Source organism: Marivibrio halodurans (genome assembly GCF_017963645.1).
GTDB lineage: Bacteria > Pseudomonadota > Alphaproteobacteria > UBA8366 > Aestuariispiraceae > Marivibrio > Marivibrio halodurans.
The window spans coordinates 938015-954184 of record NZ_JAGMWN010000001.1 but is presented as its reverse complement, the minus strand read 5'-3'; the positions used below and the strand labels follow the sequence as shown (position 1 = coordinate 954184).

General features: G+C 65.5%; 13 protein-coding genes. 7 read left to right on the top strand and 6 right to left on the bottom strand.

The window, feature by feature from the left end:
- The first annotated feature begins 274 nt into the window (after positions 1–274).
- From KAJ83_RS04255 to KAJ83_RS04245, 3 genes are all read left to right on the top strand, one after another.
- Positions 275–2800, top strand: a complete 2526-nt coding sequence (locus tag KAJ83_RS04255) for a GcvT family protein (RefSeq protein ID WP_246484186.1) — start codon at positions 275–277, stop codon at positions 2798–2800.
- A 198-nt stretch (positions 2801–2998) separates the two neighbouring features.
- Positions 2999–3274: a hypothetical protein gene (locus KAJ83_RS04250; protein ID WP_210680745.1), complete on the top strand. Its 276-nt coding sequence runs from the start codon at positions 2999–3001 to the stop codon at positions 3272–3274.
- Entirely contained in the window at positions 3275–3727 is a 453-nt protein-coding gene (locus KAJ83_RS04245; protein WP_210680744.1) for a hypothetical protein, read from the top strand.
- Here the strand turns inward: KAJ83_RS04245 and KAJ83_RS04240 are convergent.
- The 3 genes from KAJ83_RS04240 to KAJ83_RS04230 form a co-directional block, all read right to left on the bottom strand.
- A complete protein-coding gene (locus KAJ83_RS04240; protein ID WP_210680743.1) occupies positions 3658–4377 on the bottom strand; it encodes a hypothetical protein in 720 nt (239 codons plus the stop codon). The two genes, KAJ83_RS04245 and KAJ83_RS04240, sit on opposite strands and share 70 nt — an antisense overlap.
- A gap of 398 nt (positions 4378–4775) precedes the next feature.
- Positions 4776–6065: an NAD(P)/FAD-dependent oxidoreductase gene (locus KAJ83_RS04235; protein WP_210680742.1), complete on the bottom strand. Its 1290-nt coding sequence runs from the start codon at positions 6063–6065 to the stop codon at positions 4776–4778.
- Between the two features lie 42 nt (positions 6066–6107).
- Positions 6108–7493: a glutamine synthetase family protein gene (locus KAJ83_RS04230; RefSeq protein ID WP_210680741.1), complete on the bottom strand. Its 1386-nt coding sequence runs from the start codon at positions 7491–7493 to the stop codon at positions 6108–6110.
- A 180-nt stretch (positions 7494–7673) separates the two neighbouring features.
- On the opposite strand from KAJ83_RS04230, the gene KAJ83_RS04225 reads away from it, so the two are divergent.
- Positions 7674–9023 (top strand): glutamine synthetase family protein, encoded by a 1350-nt coding sequence (locus KAJ83_RS04225; protein WP_210680740.1) that lies wholly within the window; start codon positions 7674–7676, stop codon positions 9021–9023.
- Positions 9024–9050: 27 nt separating this feature from the next.
- Here KAJ83_RS04225 and KAJ83_RS04220 read toward each other — a convergent pair whose 3' ends face one another.
- The gene (locus KAJ83_RS04220) at positions 9051–10094 is read right to left on the bottom strand and encodes a polyprenyl synthetase family protein (protein WP_379786872.1); all 1044 of its coding nucleotides are present in this window, start codon (positions 10092–10094) and stop codon (positions 9051–9053) included.
- 170 nt (positions 10095–10264) lie between these two features.
- On the opposite strand from KAJ83_RS04220, the gene KAJ83_RS04215 reads away from it, so the two are divergent.
- A complete protein-coding gene (locus tag KAJ83_RS04215) occupies positions 10265–10474 on the top strand; it encodes a putative signal transducing protein (protein ID WP_210680738.1) in 210 nt (69 codons plus the stop codon).
- Complete coding sequence (locus KAJ83_RS04210; RefSeq protein WP_343221932.1) at positions 10471–11244, top strand: tRNA1(Val) (adenine(37)-N6)-methyltransferase; 774 nt, start codon at positions 10471–10473, stop codon at positions 11242–11244. Before KAJ83_RS04215 ends, KAJ83_RS04210 begins: the two co-directional genes overlap by 4 nt.
- A 126-nt stretch (positions 11245–11370) precedes the next feature.
- Here the strand turns inward: KAJ83_RS04210 and KAJ83_RS04205 are convergent, their stop codons facing one another.
- A complete protein-coding gene (locus tag KAJ83_RS04205) occupies positions 11371–11649 on the bottom strand; it encodes a hypothetical protein (RefSeq protein WP_210680737.1) in 279 nt (92 codons plus the stop codon).
- A 148-nt stretch (positions 11650–11797) separates the two neighbouring features.
- Between KAJ83_RS04205 and gcvA the strand changes: the two genes are divergently transcribed.
- On the top strand, positions 11798–12691 hold the full coding sequence (gcvA, locus tag KAJ83_RS04200; protein WP_210680736.1) for a transcriptional regulator GcvA: 894 nt from the start codon (positions 11798–11800) through the stop codon (positions 12689–12691).
- A 12-nt stretch (positions 12692–12703) separates the two neighbouring features.
- On the opposite strand, the gene pyc is transcribed toward gcvA, so the two are convergent.
- On the bottom strand, positions 12704–16162 hold the full coding sequence (pyc, locus tag KAJ83_RS04195) for a pyruvate carboxylase (RefSeq protein ID WP_210680735.1): 3459 nt from the start codon (positions 16160–16162) through the stop codon (positions 12704–12706).
- Positions 16163–16170 lie beyond the last annotated feature (8 nt).

Below are 16170 nucleotides of genomic sequence, written 5' to 3'. Positions count from 1 at the left end.
GCTGTCGTCTCGCGTCGCCCCGACACCTTGATGCGATAATCCGCCGGAACGCGGCGGTGGAACAACACGTGAGCGACATCCGACTCGACTGTGAGCGCCATCGGTTCCGCGTGTCGGGCGCGCGGCTTCCGAAAGGCGCGGCGCTTTTTCACCAATCGCCCGTCGCACATCGGCAAGCGGGGCCGCGCGACGCGTCCCATTGTTCCGGCGAACTGGTCGGCGGCGCGTCGGCCGGCATGGAAAAAGTGTCGCGTGAAGCTGGGAGCCGAATTCGATGAGAACACATGCGCGCGTGGTGGTGATCGGCGGTGGCGTCGTGGGCGTGTCGACGCTCTATCACCTGGCTAAGAAGGGATGGACGGACGTCGCGCTGGTCGAGCGCAAGGAACTCACCAGCGGCTCCACCTGGCACGCGGCTGGTCTGCTGCCGCTGTTCAACATGAGCTACTCGGTGGGGCAGATCCATAAATACTCGGTCAAGTTCTACCAGGAGCTGGAGCAGGAAACCGGGCAGAAGGTGGGTCTCTCCAAGGTGTCGAACATCCGTTTGGCCGAGAATCAGGACCGGATGGACGAATATCGCCAATATGCCGGCGTGGCGGAGACGATCGGCGTGCAGGTGGATTTCATGACGCCGGAGGAGGTCCAGGAAATCTGGCCGCTGATGTCGACCGAGGGATTGATCGGCGCCATTCGCCATCCCGAGGACGGCTATATCCAGCCGGCGGACCTGACCCAGGCGCTGGCCAAGGGCGCGCGGGCGCTGGGCGCGGAGATCAACCGCAATACCACCGTCACCGGGATCGAGCGCACGGCCTCCGGCGAATGGCTGGTCAAGACCGACAAGGGCGACATCACCTGCGAGCATGTGGTGAGCGCCACCGGGTCCTTCGCGCGCCAGACCGGCCGGATGGTCGGCCTCGACATTCCCGTCATCCCGGTCGAGCACCAGTATATCGTGACCGATGCCCATCCGGAGATCCTGAAGCGCAAGGAGCAGGGGCTGCCGGAGATGGGCGTGCTGCGCGGCTCCGACGGTCAGTGGTACATGCGCGAGGAGCGCGGCGGCCTGATCCTCGGTCCCTATGAGCACGGCGCGCCGGCCTGCTATGTCGACGGCCCGGCGGAGGATTGCGAGTACGAGCTGTTCCAGGAGGACCTGGAGCGTCTGGAGCCGCATATCGAGCATGCGATCCACCGCGTCCCCGCCTTCGGCGAGGTCGGCGTGAAGCAGGTCTATAACGGCGCCATCGCCTATACGCCCGACGGCAACCCGATCGTCGGGCCGGCCTGGGACGTGCCGAACTTCTGGCTGTCGGAAGGGCACAGCTTCGGCATCACGGCCGCCGGCGGGGCCGGCTGGCAGCTCGCCGAATGGATGGTCGAGGGCGAGCCCGGCATCGACATGCTAGGCGTCGATCCGCGGCGCTTCGGCGACTACTGCACCAAGAGCTACCTCAAGACCAAGAACGAGGAAGCTTATGCGCACGTCTTCGTGACCCACTTCCCGGACGAGGAACGCCCGGACGCGCGGCCGCTGCGCCGTTCGCCGATCTATGACCGGCTGAAGGATCTGGGCGCCGTCTTCGGCCAGTCCTTCGGCTGGGAGCGGGCGAATTTCTACGCCACCGATGGCGAGGCGCAGGTGGACGATTATTCCTTCCGCCGCTCCCGCTACATGGAAAGCGTGCGCAAGGAATGCCTCAACGTCATGGAGAATGTCGGCATCCTGGATATGACCGGCTTCGCCAAGGCGCGGGTTTCCGGGCCGGGCGCGGAAGCGTTCCTCGACCATCTGGTGGCCAATAAGCTGCCGAAGAAGGTCGGGCGCCTCGGCCTCGCCCATTCGCTCTCGCCGAGCGGGGGCGTCCATTCCGAATTCACGATCCTGCGCGAGGGCACGGACCGTTGGGGCCATCCCAGCTTCTATCTGGTCTCCGCCGGCGCGTTCCAGCGGCTCGACCATGACTGGTTGCTCCGCCACATGCCGGAGGACGGTTCCGTCCGGTTCGAGAGCCTGACGAACTCCATGGGAGTGCTGGTGGTCGCGGGACCGAAGGCGCGCGACCTGATGAAGCGAGTCTCGCCCGGTACCGACTTCTCGAACAAGGCTTTTCCCTGGCTCTCCAGCCAGCAGATCGATGTCGGCATGGCGCCGTGCCGCGCGGCGCGCGTCAACTTCGTGGGCGAACTCGGCTGGGAACTGCACCACCCGATCGAATATCAGATCCATATCTTCGATGTGCTGATGGAGGCGGGCAAGGATCTGGGCCTCAAGCCCTTCGGCATTCGGGCGATGGACAGCCTGCGCGTCGAGAAGAGCTATCGCCTGCCGGGCAAGGAGTTGTCGATCGAGTACGCCGCGCTGGAAAGCGGGCTCGACCGGTTCGTGCATCTGAACAAGGGCGATTTCCTCGGCCGGGATGCGCTGTCGAAATGGCAGGAAAAGGGCTTCGCCTACCGTTTCGTGACGCTGGAGGTGCCGGGCGTGGCGCCGATCGGCCCGGACGGCGAGGGGCTTGTCCGCCGCGACGCGGCAGGCCATGGCGACGGGGAAAGCCCGGCCGACGCCCTCGGCTCCAACCCGATCTATAAGGACGGCACGCTGGTCGGGCGCGCGACATCGGGCAATTACGGATTCCGGGTCGGCAAGTCGCTCGTGCTCGCCATGGTGCCGCCGGCCTTGAGCGAGCCCGGCACGGAATTGGAGATCGATATCCTGAAGGTCATGCACAAATGCGTGGTCATTCCGGAAAGCCCCTATGATCCGGAGAATGCGTGCCTTCGCGCCGACGGGTAGGGCCGATCGAGGTGCCTTGGCAACCTGCCACGCCTTGGTGATGATGACGCGACGGGCGGCCTCTTGGCCGCCCGTTTCGCCATCGCGGCCAAGAGGGCGGGGTTTTGTGGAATCCGCGCGCCTTTGCTACTCTGGCTTGATATCCGTTCAGCGTCTGGGCCATGATCGGCCGGGTGTCATCGAGGAGCATTGCCGGCCATGCCATCGCGAACCGATTTCCTGCGCGACGAGTTGCGGAAGCTTCTCCGTGAAGCGCAACCCGTGACCGATGCGGCCAAGCGCACGGCGATCCGCGAGACCGCCGCGGCGACCAATGCGGAACTTCTGCTTAAATATTGGTTGCGCGCGAATTATGAGACGACGGATATCGAGGATATCGAGGGTTTGGCCCTCGATCGCGCGATGCGATACATGAACGCGGTGGCGCGCATGCTGGCGGATAATGCATCGGACGCCGAGGGGAATACCGCCTAGATGACGGTCAGGATGCAGGATCTCAGTCTGGAGACCTTGGTCGGCAGGAACCCCGCGTTCGGCGATGCCATCCGATTCCTCGACGGAGGTGGCGATGCCGGCCTCCAGCAAGGGCAGTTCGAAGGGTTGCTGGACCGTCTGCAGATCTTCGCGCCCAGCCGTGACGGTGCGCCCTATCTTCATTGCGGACGGGAATCGACGACCGGCGAACTCTATGGCCGGGATTTCGTGAACGGTCTGGTCGGTCAGCCCGGGCTGGCGCACGAGGCGTTCGAGCGCGCAGTCCGGACCGCCTATCAATCGGTTCATCTGACCGGCCGGCCCGTCGGCCAACGCGTATCGGCGATCCTCGACGTGCACGGCCGGTCCAGGCTTGTTTCCTATTACCGGCTGGTGTTCCCCATCACCCTGGGTTCAAACAGGGTGACCGGCTGTTTGACCCGGTTCTGCTGAGCGTCCCGCATCACGAGCTTCCGCAGGCTCGACCGGCTGCAATAGACCAGCCAATCATTCTCCAGCAGGAAGGGCGCGCCGCGCCGCCAGCCGGAGCCGAGCGGCTCGATATGGAAATAGCCTTCCCGGAAGAAGAAGCCGCGCCCGGCCAGGGGTTGCTCCATGAAGCCGATCACATAATCCGGGTCGAAACCCAACATGGCCGATCCGACGCCGATCGCCCCCAGCTTCTCGCCGGCGCCTGTGCCACGCAACGACTCATGGCACCAGAGGTCGCCATGATAGACGACACGGCCCCGCATCTCGGCCAGCGCGTCCGCGATCGTGCCGATCGGCACCGCCGACGGTTTGCCGAAGATGCGCGCGAATTCCGAGACGAGCGCGCGCTCCATGGTGGAGGCACCGGTATCGATCACGCGGTACGCCTGGACATGGACGATCTGGCCCTCGATCGTCCCGCAGATCCAGCGTGCCCGCTGGTCCAGCAGGTCGTGGTGCGCGGGGGAGAACATCGGCGAGACCGTTTTTCCCGGAAGGTCCAGGGCATACAGCGCATCGAAATCGTCGCGGGTTTGCAAGGTGAGGCCGAGTTCCGCCAGATCATTTCGCCGGCGTCCGATGAACTCGGCAAGGTCCAATGGGTCATACATCGCTACCTCTCCCGTTAAGATTGTATTGGAGTGTATTGCTACCTCGATAGAAGTGCCATACGAACGGTTGCGATGCCTATTTCCATCAATTAATTGGGGTGGGATTAGCGTCAAAAAACGAAATTTTCGTGTATTTTCTATTATTGATTGCGCCAAAACAATCATAAGAGAATTTATCGCTGATTGAACATTATTATAGTTCCCGCAATGAGGGCGATATTGCTCTTCTGGCCGATTCGTTTGCGCGAAGGGTATTCCTGCCCGCTGTTCACCTCGGGCGGAACGCGGGCCGGCGGGGGCGGGCGAGCGCCTGTGTCAGGCGCGTTTGAGCGCCGCGCGGCGGGTTTCCAAACCCATTCGCCAAACCCCGCGCAGGGGGCCGCCCATGGTGACCGGTATTACGCCAGCGCGTCCTTCAGCCGGTACCAGAGCATGCCCAGAGAGAGCAGCGGCGTGCGGAACCTGCCGCCCGGGAAGATCGGGTGACGCACGGCGGCGAGCGTGTCGAAACGCTCGTTCTGGCCGCGGATCGCCTCGGAGATCAGCTTGCCGCAGAGGTTGGAGAGCGCGAGCCCGTGGCCGGAATAGCCCTGGCTGAAATAGCAGCGCGTGCCGATCCGCCCGACATGGGGCATGCGGTCCACGGTGATGCCGATATTGCCACCCCAGGCATAGTCGATGCGGCTATCCTTCAATTGCGGGAAGACCCCCGTCATGCGGGGCAGCACGAATGAGGCGAGGTCGCGCGGCTCTATTCCCGAATAGGTGGCGCGTCCGCCATAAAGCATCCTCCGGTCGGCCGAGAGACGGTAATAATCGACAATGAAGTTCATGTTGCCGACGGCCTCGTCCTCGCGGATCAGTTCGCGCGCCATGTTATCGCCCAGTGGCTCCGTCGCGACGATATAGGAGCCGACCGGCATCAGCCGCCGATAGAGGAAGGGTACCGTCTCCTGAAGATAGGCGTTTCCGGCCAGCACCATGAAATCGGCCTCGACGGAGCCGTCCGCCGTGGTAACGGAGACATTGCCGCCGCTTTTCTCGCCCGTATCCAGGGCGAGGACGCGGCTTTCCTCGTAAATCCGCGCGCCGGCCGCCACGGCGGCGCGGGCCAATCCCTTGCAGTAGTTGAGCGGGTGCAGATGACCGCCGCGCGGGTCCTCCAACGCGGCATGATAGCGCGTGGTCCCGAGGCGGCTGCGAAGCTCCTCCCCCTCGATCACGCGCATGCCGTCATAGCCCCAATGCGCGGCCTCCTCTGCCATTTCATGCAGTTCCGGGACATGGCCGCGCCGCTCGGCGGCGTGCAGATACCCCCATTTGAGGTCGCAATCGATGCCGTATTTCCGAACCCTTTCGCCGACGAGGCGTGTCGTTTCGTTGCCGAGTTCCCAGGCGATCCGGGCCCCGTCCTGGCCAAGCGCCTTGGTCAGATGCGCCATCGACTTGTTGTAGTCGGGGCATACATGGCCGCCGTTACGGCCGGAGGCGCCATAGCCCACCGTCTCCGCCTCGACCACCGCGACGTCATAGCCCGCCTCCGCCAGTTCCAGCGCGGCCGAGAGGCCGGTATAGCCGGCACCGACCACCACGACATCGGCCTTCTGGGAGCCTTCGAGCCGGGGATGGCGGGTCGTGTCGTTGCAGGTGGCTTGATAATAGGAGGGGCGGGTCTGATCGACGGCCATGATCTGTCCTCGACGAAGGCGGTGAAATCGAGAGTTCGCGCGTCACACCGTGCGCAGGTACCAGGAATAATCCAGCGCCGGAATATGGGCGTTGAAATTGTCGTTCTCGAAGCTGCGGGCGGCGACATAGCAGTCGCAATAGTGCTGGCCGAGATAGCGCGGCAGCACCTCGCTGTCCCCCATGCGCAGCAGCGCCTGCCACCAGCGCAGCGGCAGGCCCGTCGGTGGATTGTCATAGGCGTTGCCGCGTTCGATTCCACCGGCGTCGAGTTCGTTCGCGATGCCGTGATGCATGCCGGCCAATACGGCGGCCACGGTCAGATAGGGGTTGGCGTCGGCCCCGGCGACGCGGTGCTCGACCCGCATGGCATCGGCCTCGGCACGTGGAATGCGCAGGGAAACCGTGCGGTTGTCCACGCCCCAGGCGGTATTGATCGGGGCGTAGCTGTTGGCCTGGAAGCGGCGATAGGAATTGGCGTTCGGCGCGAAGATCGCCATGCCGTCGGCCATGGTCTCCTTCAACCCGGCGATTGCGTGCTTCAGCATCGGTGCGACGGGCAGGCCCGTTTCCTCGTCCATGTCGCCGGCGAAGACATTGCGGCCGTCGCGGTCGACGAGGCTGACATGCACATGCAGCCCGCATCCCGCCAGATCCTCGAACGGCTTGGCCATGAAGCATGCCGTCATGCCGTGCCGGCGTGCCACGCCCTTGATAAGACGCTTCAGCATGAGCGCGTCGTCGCAGGCATCCACCGGGTCCGCGACGTGGTGCAGGTTTATCTCGTACTGGCCGGGGGCGTATTCGCTGGTGGCGGTGTCGGCGGGCACGTTCTGGGCCTGGCAGGCATTCTCGACATCGACCAGGAAGGCCTCGAAATCATAGAGTTCCTCTATGCCGTAGACCTGGGTGGTGGTTTGCCGCTGGGCGGGGGCCGGTGGGCGCGCCGGCTGTGGCCGGCCGAGCGGGTCGAACTCCCCGTCCAGCAGATAGAATTCGAGCTCGATCGCCACGACCGGCGTCAATCCCATGTCCGTCAATGGTTGTGCCGCGCGGCGAAGAACTTGACGCGGGTCGGCGAAGAAGGGCTCGCCCTCCGCGTCCAGCATGGTGGCGATCACCTGGCCGGTGGGGGAGGAGGCCCAGGGCACGGGCTTCAAGGTTTCCGCCACCCCGAAGCAGGGATAGTCCGGGTCCCCGTCACGCGTGCCATAGACCAGCGTGTCGCAATTCTGCCCCGTGGCGTCGAGCAGATAGGTCGAGCCCGGCATCTGCACGCCCTTTTCATAGAGCTTGTCGAGCGCCTCCGCCCCGATGCGCTTGCCCCGCAGGATGCCGCACATGTCGGGCAGCAGCATATCGACGCCCTTTAGGTCGGGATAGGCCGCCAGGAAGGCCTCGACCTCCATCTTGCTGAGCCGCTCTGTCATCGTCGATCTCGCTTATCCGTCTCTTGGGGGCGTCGTGAACGCTTGCGATGGAGCGGCCGGTCGGGCCCAATCACCTTCGCCTGTTGCCGTCGCGGAGTATAGGCAATAGAAATGTGATCACAATTTTAAATTTCGCGGACCCCCGGGTCGGGTCGACCCGGGCAACGCGGGCAGGGGATCATGACGAACGAAGAATTGGCGGAATGGGTCACCGGTCGGACGATCGACGAGGTCGAATGCCTGGTGCCGGACATGGCGGGGATCGCGCGCGGCAAGATCCTGCCCTGTCCGAAATTCGTGAAGGGGCTTGGGGGGCGCGAACTGCGCATGCCGGACAGCGTCTTCATCCAGACCGTCACCGGCGACTATGTAGAAACCAGCGAGGTGGCGAGCGACGAGAGCCTCGATGTCTATCTCAAACCCGATCCGGATACGGTGCGCGTCGTGCCTTGGTATCCGACGCCGGTGGCGCAGGTGGTCTGCGATGCCTATTACCTGAATGACGAGCCCGTGGATTACGCGCCACGCGCGGTGTTGCGCAACGTCGTCCGGCAGTTCGAGGCGCTGGGGCTGCGGCCCGTCGTGGCGCCGGAGTTGGAATTCTATCTGGTCAAGAAGAACGTCGATCCCGATTATCCGCTGGAGCCGCCGATCGGCCTGTCCGGCCGTCAGGAATCCGGCCGCCAAGCCTATGGCATCGAGGCCGCGAACGAATTCGATCCGATCGTCGAGGACATCTACGATTATTGCGAGGCGGCGCTGATCGATGTCGATACCCTGGCGCACGAGGCCGGGGCGGCGCAGTTGGAGATCAACTTCAACCACGGCGACCCGATGGAGCTCGCCGATCAGGTCTTCCTGTTCAAGCGCTTGGTCCGTCAGGCCGCGTTGAAGCACGGGGTGCACGCGACCTTCATGGCCAAGCCGCATCAGAACCAGCCCGGCAGTTCGATGCATATCCACCAGTCCCTCATCGACCAGAAGACGGGCCGGAATATCTTCGCCACCAAGGCCGGCAAGGATTCGAAGCAGTTCCTGAATTATATCGGGGGCTTGCAGCGTTATCTCTCGCCCTCGATGCCGCTGTTGGCGCCGAACGTGAACAGCTATCGGCGGATCGCGCGCTATTCGGATGCGCCGATCAACGTCCATTGGGGCCGCGACAACCGCACGGTCGGCCTGCGCGTGCCGGAATCGGCGCCGGAGGCCCGGCGGGTGGAGAACCGGGTCGCGGGCTCGGACGCCAATCCCTATCTGGCGATCGCGGCGACGCTGGCCTGCGGATATCTCGGCCTGACGGAGAAGCTGGAGCCGCAGAAGCCGGTGGAGGGCGACGCCTACCGCTTCGCCTTCTCGCTGCCGCGTCACCAGGGCGACGCGCTCTATAAATTCAATTATGCCAAGCCGTTGAAGGAGGTGTTGGGGGAGCGTTTCGCCAAGGCCTATATCGAGGTCAAGAACACCGAATACGACCTCTATCAGCAGGTGATTTCCTCCTGGGAACGCGAGAACCTGCTGTTGAATGTGTGAGGCGCGGCGGCCGTTCTCCGGCCCGCGTCAGTAGGCGCGGTCGATCACGAAATCGATCGCTTCCAGCATCGCGTCCTTGATATCCGCCTGCGGGAAGAGGCCGAGGGCGTCGCGCGCGATCGCCCCGTAATGCCGGGCGCGGTCCAGGGTGTCGGTCAGCGTGCCGTGCTTGGCCATCAGCCGCATGGCGTGGTCCAGATCGCCCTCGCGCTGGTCGGATCGCTCGATCGTGCGGCGCCAGAATTCCCGCTCCTCCGCGTCGCCGCGCCGCCAGGCGAGCACGACCGGCAGGGTAACCTTGCCCTCGCGGAAATCATCCCCCACCGTCTTGCCGAGCGCCGCTTGATCGGCGGAGTAATCGAGCACGTCGTCGACAAGCTGGAAGGCGATGCCGAGATTCATGCCGTAGCTGGAGAGCGCCTCCTCCTCCTTCGCCGGACGTTCGGCCACGACGGCGCCGATCTGGGTGGCAGCGGCGAAGAGGGCGGCGGTCTTGGACCGGATGACGCGCAGATAGTCCTCTTCCGAGGTGTCGGGTGCGTTCGCCGTCATGAGCTGCAGCACCTCGCCCTCCGCGATGACGGCGGAGGCGTCGGAGAGGATTTTCAGGACCTTCAACTGCCCGTCGGCGGTCATGAGTTGGAAGGCACGGCTGAACAGGAAGTCGCCGACCAGGACGCTGGCCTGATTGCCCCAGAGCGCATTGGCGCTTTCCTGGCCACGGCGCAAGTCGCTCTCGTCCACCACGTCGTCATGCAGCAGCGTTGCGGTGTGGATGAACTCGACACAGGCGGCGAGGCCGATATGGCGGCTGCCGGTATAGCCGCAGAGCTGGGCGGCGGCGCAGACCATCATCGGGCGCAGGCGCTTCCCCCCCGCCGCGATCAGGTGCCCCGCGAGTTGCGGTATCAGCGCCACCGGGCTCTGCATATGATCGAGGATATGCTGGTTCACGCGGGACATGTCCGCGTCGACAAGCCGCGCCAGTCGGTCGAAGGAGGGCTTACGCGCCTCCTGTTCCGCCTCGCGCTTGGCCTCGCGTTCGTCGTTCAGGCTGACAATCTTGGCCACGCCAGCTATTCCCCTCGTCCGACCGGATAGGACCCGCGCCGATTGACGCGCGGCTACACAGGGGCGAACCATAGTCCGGGACCGGCAATGGTCAAGCGGCGCATGGCGGTTTTCGGCGTCGTCTCTGCCTCGCCGGTTCGCTCGCGACGACATATGGAAAAGGCAGGCCCGTGCGGGAAGTGGTGCGCAGCAATGATCCGGTCCGGCTCAGTTTCCTGACCGCCCTCCTGGCGGAGAGCGGTATAGAGGCGGTGATGATGGACCTGCATGCCAGTATCATGGAGGGCTCCATCGGCGCGCTGGAACGCCGCCTCATGGTCCTGGACGAGGACTACGAACGGGCGCGCGCGCTTCTGGAAGAGGCGGGGGAGGATTGGTGACCACCACGCGTGATGCCTTCCTGGGGGGCCGGATCGTGATCGAGCAGCCGGCGGACGGTTACCGCGCCGCGATGGACCCGGTCCTGTTGGCCGCCGCCGTGCCGGTCGTGAAGGATCGCGGTCGGGCGGCGGGCGGCCCGGTTCTCGACCTCGGCTGCGGTGTCGGTACGGCGATGTTCTGCTATGGCGCGCGGGTGGCGCATGCCGATCTTGTCGGGTTGGAGCGCGACCCGGCCATGGCCGCGATCGCGTCGCGCAACGCGGCGGCGAATGGCATGGACGGGCGCTGCCGGGTGCTGACCGGCGATCTCCTGTCACCGCCGACGGAACTGCCGTGCGGCACCTTCGCGCAGGCGATGGCGAACCCACCCTATCATTTGATCGGCACGGACGCCTCGCCTCACGCCGGACGGGATACCGCGAACCGGGAGGGGGAGGCGCGGTTGTCGGATTGGATCGATTGCCTGCTGGCCGCGCTGGCGCCCAAGGGGGGGCTCACCCTGATCCACCGCGCGGATCGGTTGAGCGAGATCCTGGCGCTGCTGCACGGCCGCGCGGGCGACATCCGCATCCTGCCGCTCTGGCCGCGGGCAGGCGTGCCGGCGAAACGGGTCATCGTCCATGCACGCAAGGGCGTGCGGGGCATGGATTGCCTGTTGCCGGGCCTTTTTCTGCATGGAACGGGGGAGGAGCGTTACACGATGGAGGCCCGGGCCGTGTTGCGGGATGGCGCATCTTTGCTCCCTGATGACAGGCTAGGCGGGGCCTGACGACACCGACAAAAAAGCGAGCGCGGGGCCGTTCCGCCCGAGACCCGCGAAGGGGGCTTCGCGGGTGGGGCTTTGGGGGGCGGAACGTCCCCGCGGCTCGCAAGGGGCCGTCCTGAGCGGGCAGGCTCAGGCGGCGCAACCGCCGGACGGCGTGGTGGCCGGCCCGGAAACGGGGCGCGGGGCGGGACGCAGTCCCCGGGGGAAGCGCGCCAGGAGGGTTCGCAGCATCCGGCCCAGACCCGCGTAGATCACGGTGCGGCGCTGACGGGCACGTTCACGCTCCACCGCGCGGGAGAGTTCGACCCGCTCCCTCAAGGTCTGGGCGGAAAGCTGATCACGGCGGTGGTCGATCCGGCCATCGGCGATCTGGGCGATGGTCAGTGTGGTGTCCTGCATCGGGTTCATGGCAATTCTCCTAACGATCTATTCGCTCGGTACGGGCCGTTTCCCGTCGCCTTCTGAGTGTTTATGTAGGTGAAACCCGGCCGTGAGGCGAGGCAGCAATTCTTGCTAATATGTAAGATTAAATTACAATATCAGAATGCGACGCGATATGCCCAACCTGACCCAGCTTCGCGCCTTCGAGGCGACGGCCCGCAACCTTTCCGTCAGCAAGGCGGCGGCGGATCTGAACGTCACCCATGCCGCCGTCAGTCAGCAGCTTCGCGCGTTGGAGGATTGGCTGGGCTTCGCGGTGCTGCGTCGCGCCGGCCGCTCGATCCTGCTGACGGAGGCGGGACAACGCTATTACGCCGCCGTGCGCGAGGCCTTCGATTTGGTGGAGGACGAGACGGTGCGCCTGCGCCGGGCGGATGAGAACCGGCCGCTTCATGTCGCCACGACATCGGCCTTCGCCTCGCGTTGGCTGGTGCCGCGCTTGCCGCGTTTTCAACAGCGCGCGCCGACGATCCAATTGCGTCTCAACCCAACGCGCGAATTGATCGATTACGAGCGCGAGGATGTCGATCTCGGCATCCGTCACGGCGCGGGAAAATGGCCGGGTCTGGAGGCGGAGGCGCTGGTCGGCGGGCGGCTCGTCCCGCTATGCAGTCCCGACTACCTGAAGCGCAGCCCGAAGCTGGAGACGCCGCAGGATCTCGCCAATCATTATCTGCTGCATGACAGCGAATATGCGGAATGGGAGCAATGGCTGGCCGGCGCGGGCGCGCCGGAGGTCGATGTCCGGCGCGGGTTGATCTTCGCCTTGACCACGCTCGGCTATCAGGCGGCGGTTGATGGGCAGGGGGTCATCCTGGGCCTTGCCAGCCTGGTGCATGACGATATCGCGGCGGGGCGTCTCGTCATCCCCTTCCAGCCCCCGCCTGAAAAGCGCCAGTCCGCCTATCATATCGTGCGCCGCGCCCGCGTGCCCCTGCGCGCGGCCGCCGAAACCTTCCGCCAATGGTTGATCGAGGAGGCGGAGGCCGAGGCGGCGGAGCGGGGATAGGGGCGCGGTTCGCTATCCGATCACCGCCACAAGGTCCTTCGCGTCGACCTGCCCGCCCGCCTTGACGGTCAGGCGCTTCACCGTGCCGGCGACGGGGGCGGTGATGGCGGTTTCCATCTTCATCGCCTCCAGCGTCATGAGGATATCGCCGGCCTTCACCTTCTGCCCTTCCGATACCGCGAGGCTGGCGACCATGCCGGGCATGGGGGCGGGGACGTGGCCCGGCTGGTCGGGATCGGCCTTCTCCCGCGCGATGCTCTTCTCGGCCAGCTTGGCGTCGGCGATGCGCACCATGCGCGGTTGGCCGTTCAATTCGAAGAAGACCTCGCGTTGGCCCGCCTCGTCAGGCTCCGCCACGGTCAGCAAGCGAATGACGAGGATCTTGCCCTTCTCGATCTCGACCGTGACCTCGTCGCCCGGCTCCATGCCGTAGAAGAAGACGGGCGTCGGCACGACGTCGAGGCGCCCCGTTTCCTGCCGGCGTTTGGCGAAGTCGGTGAAGACCTTCGGATACATCAGGTAGGACGCGAGGTCGGCGGCGTCGATCTCCTCTCCGGCCGCCTTGGCGGCCGCTGTGCGTTCGGCCTCCAGATCGACGGGCTTCAGGTGCTTGCCCGGCCGGTCGGTGAAGGGTTTCTCGCCCTTCAGCGCCTTCTTCCGCAGCGCTTCCGGCCAGCCGCCCGGGGGCTGGCCCAGCTCCCCGCGCAGCATGGCGACGACGGAGTCGGGGAAGCTGGTGTCGTGCGCCGGGTCCTCCACTTGCGCCACCGTCAGGCCGCTGGAGACCATGGAGAGTGCCATGTCGCCCACTACCTTGGAGCTCGGCGTCACCTTCACGATGTCGCCGAACATCCAGTTGACCTCGGCATAGGTGCGCGCCACCTCGTGCCAGCGCTCCGCCAGCCCCATGGCGCGGGCCTGTTCCTTCAGGTTGGTGAACTGGCCGCCCGGCATCTCGTGCAGATAGACCTCCGAGGCGCCGGCGCGCAAATCGCTCTCGAAGGCGCGATATTGCTGGCGCACCGCCTCCCAATAGTCGGAGAAGGCGCGCACCGTGGCCGGGTCTAGGCCCGGGGCGCGCGGCGTGTCGGCCAGCGCCATGGCGATCGAGCCCAGATTGGGCTGGGAGGTGAGACCGGAGAGGCTGTCCATCGCCGCGTCCACCGCATCCGCCCCGGCCTCGGCGGCCGCGATCACGCTGGCCGCGGCCGCGCCGCTGGTGTCGTGGGTATGGAAATGGATCGGCAGGCCGGTCTCATCCTTCAGCGCGCGGACCAGGGTGTCGATCGCGCGTGGCCGGCACAGACCCGCCATGTCCTTGATGCCCAGGATATGCGCGCCCTGACCCTTCAATTCGCGGGCAAGCGCGACATAGTAGTCGAGGTCGTATTTCGGCCGTCCCTCGTCGAACAGATCGCCGGTATAGCAGATCGCCGCCTCGCAGAGCTTGCCGGTCTCCAGAACGGCCTCGATCGCGACCTTCATGTTCTCCGCCCAATTCAGGGAATCGAACACGCGGAACAGGTCCATGCCGTTATCGGCGGCCTGTTGGACGAAATACCGGACCGCATTGTCCGGATAATTGGTGTAGCCGACGGCGTTGGAGGCGCGCAGCAGCATCTGCAACAGGATATTCGGCACCCGCTCCCGGATCGCGCGCAACCGGTCCCAGGGACACTCGTCGAGGAAGCGCATGGCGACGTCGAAGGTCGCCCCGCCCCAGCATTCGAGCGAGAAAAGCTCCGGCAATCCGCGCGCATAGGCGTCGGCCACCTTCACCATGTCGTAACTGCGCATGCGCGTGGCCAGCAAGGACTGATGCGCGTCGCGCATCGTCGTGTCGGTGATCAGCACGCGCTGCTCGTCCAGCATCCATTGGGCGAATCCCTCCGGCCCCAGCCGGTCGAGCAGAGTGCGCGTTCCCTCCGGCGGGGTGCCCAGCATGTCGAAATTGGTCGGGACCACGGGCGCCAAGGCGTGGTCGGACGGGCGGGGGCGGTCCTTCACCTCCGGATTGCCGTTGACGGTGACGTCGCCGATGAATTGGAGCAGTTTGGTCGCCCGATCCTGGCGGCGCGGGAAATCGAACAGTTCCGGCGTCTGGTCAATGAAACGCGTGGTGTAGTCGCCGGCCAGGAACTTCGGGTGATTGATCAGGTTCTCGACGAAGACGAGGTTGGTGGCCACGCCCCGGATGCGGAATTCGCGCAACGCGCGGTCCATGCGGCGCACCGCGACCTCCGGGCTCCAGCCCCAGGCGGTGACCTTCTCCAGCAGTGAATCGTAATAGCGCGTGATCACCGCGCCCGAATAGGCCGTGCCGCCGTCGAGCCGTATGCCGAAACCCGTCGCCCCGCGATAGGCCGTGATGCGGCCGTAATCGGGGACGAAATTGGCTTCCGGGTCCTCCGTCGTGATTCGGCATTGCAGGGCATGCCCGTCGAGTTGGATATCCGCCTGCGCGGGCACGCCGGAATCGTCCCGGTCGCCGATCCGCGCACCCTGGGCGATCATCAACTGCGCCTTCACGATGTCGATGCCGGTCACCTCCTCGGAGACCGTATGCTCGACCTGGATGCGCGGATTGACCTCGATGAAATAGAAACGCCCGGTTTCCGCATCCATCAGGAATTCGGCCGTCCCGGCATTCACATAGCCGGCCTGCCGGGCGAGGCGTACGCCGGACCGGCAGAGGTCCTCCCGCCTCTCCTGGGTGAGGTATGGGGCGGGCGCGCGTTCCACGACCTTCTGGTTGCGGCGCTGCACGGTGCAGTCGCGCTCCCACAGATGGACGATGGTGCCGTGCATGTCGCCGAGGAGTTGGACCTCCACATGCCGCGCCTTGACGACCAGCTTCTCCAGATAGACCTCGCCATTGCCGAAGGCGGCCTCGGCCTCGCGCCGGCCGGCCTCGACCTGTTCCTTCAATGTCTCCGCGCTTTCGATCACGCGCATGCCGCGGCCACCGCCGCCCCAACTCGCCTTCAGCATGACGGGATAGCCGATCTTGTCGGCGAGCGTCTTCGCTTCGTCCAGATCGTCCGGCAGGGGACCGGTCGCGGGCATCACCGGCACCTCCGCCGCCTCCGCGACCTTGCGCGCGGCGACCTTGTTGCCGACGGCGCGCATGACGTCGGGCGGCGGGCCGACCCAGGTGAGGCCGTCGGCGATCGCGGCTTCCGCGAAATCCGGATTCTCCGACAGGAAGCCATAGCCCGGATGCACCGCGTCGCAGCCCGCCTCCCGCGCGACGCGCAGCATCTCCTCGATCGCCAGATAGGCCTTTACCGGCCCCAGCCCCCGGCCGATCAGGTAACTTTCGTCCGCCTTGAAGCGGTGGAGGGCGTATTTGTCCTCCTCCGTGAAGACGGCGACGGTGGCGATGCCGAGTTCCGTCGCCGCGCGCATGATGCGGATGGCGATCTCGCTGCGGTTGGCGATCAGCAGCTTCTTGATGGGGGTGCCGTCCATTGATGTCC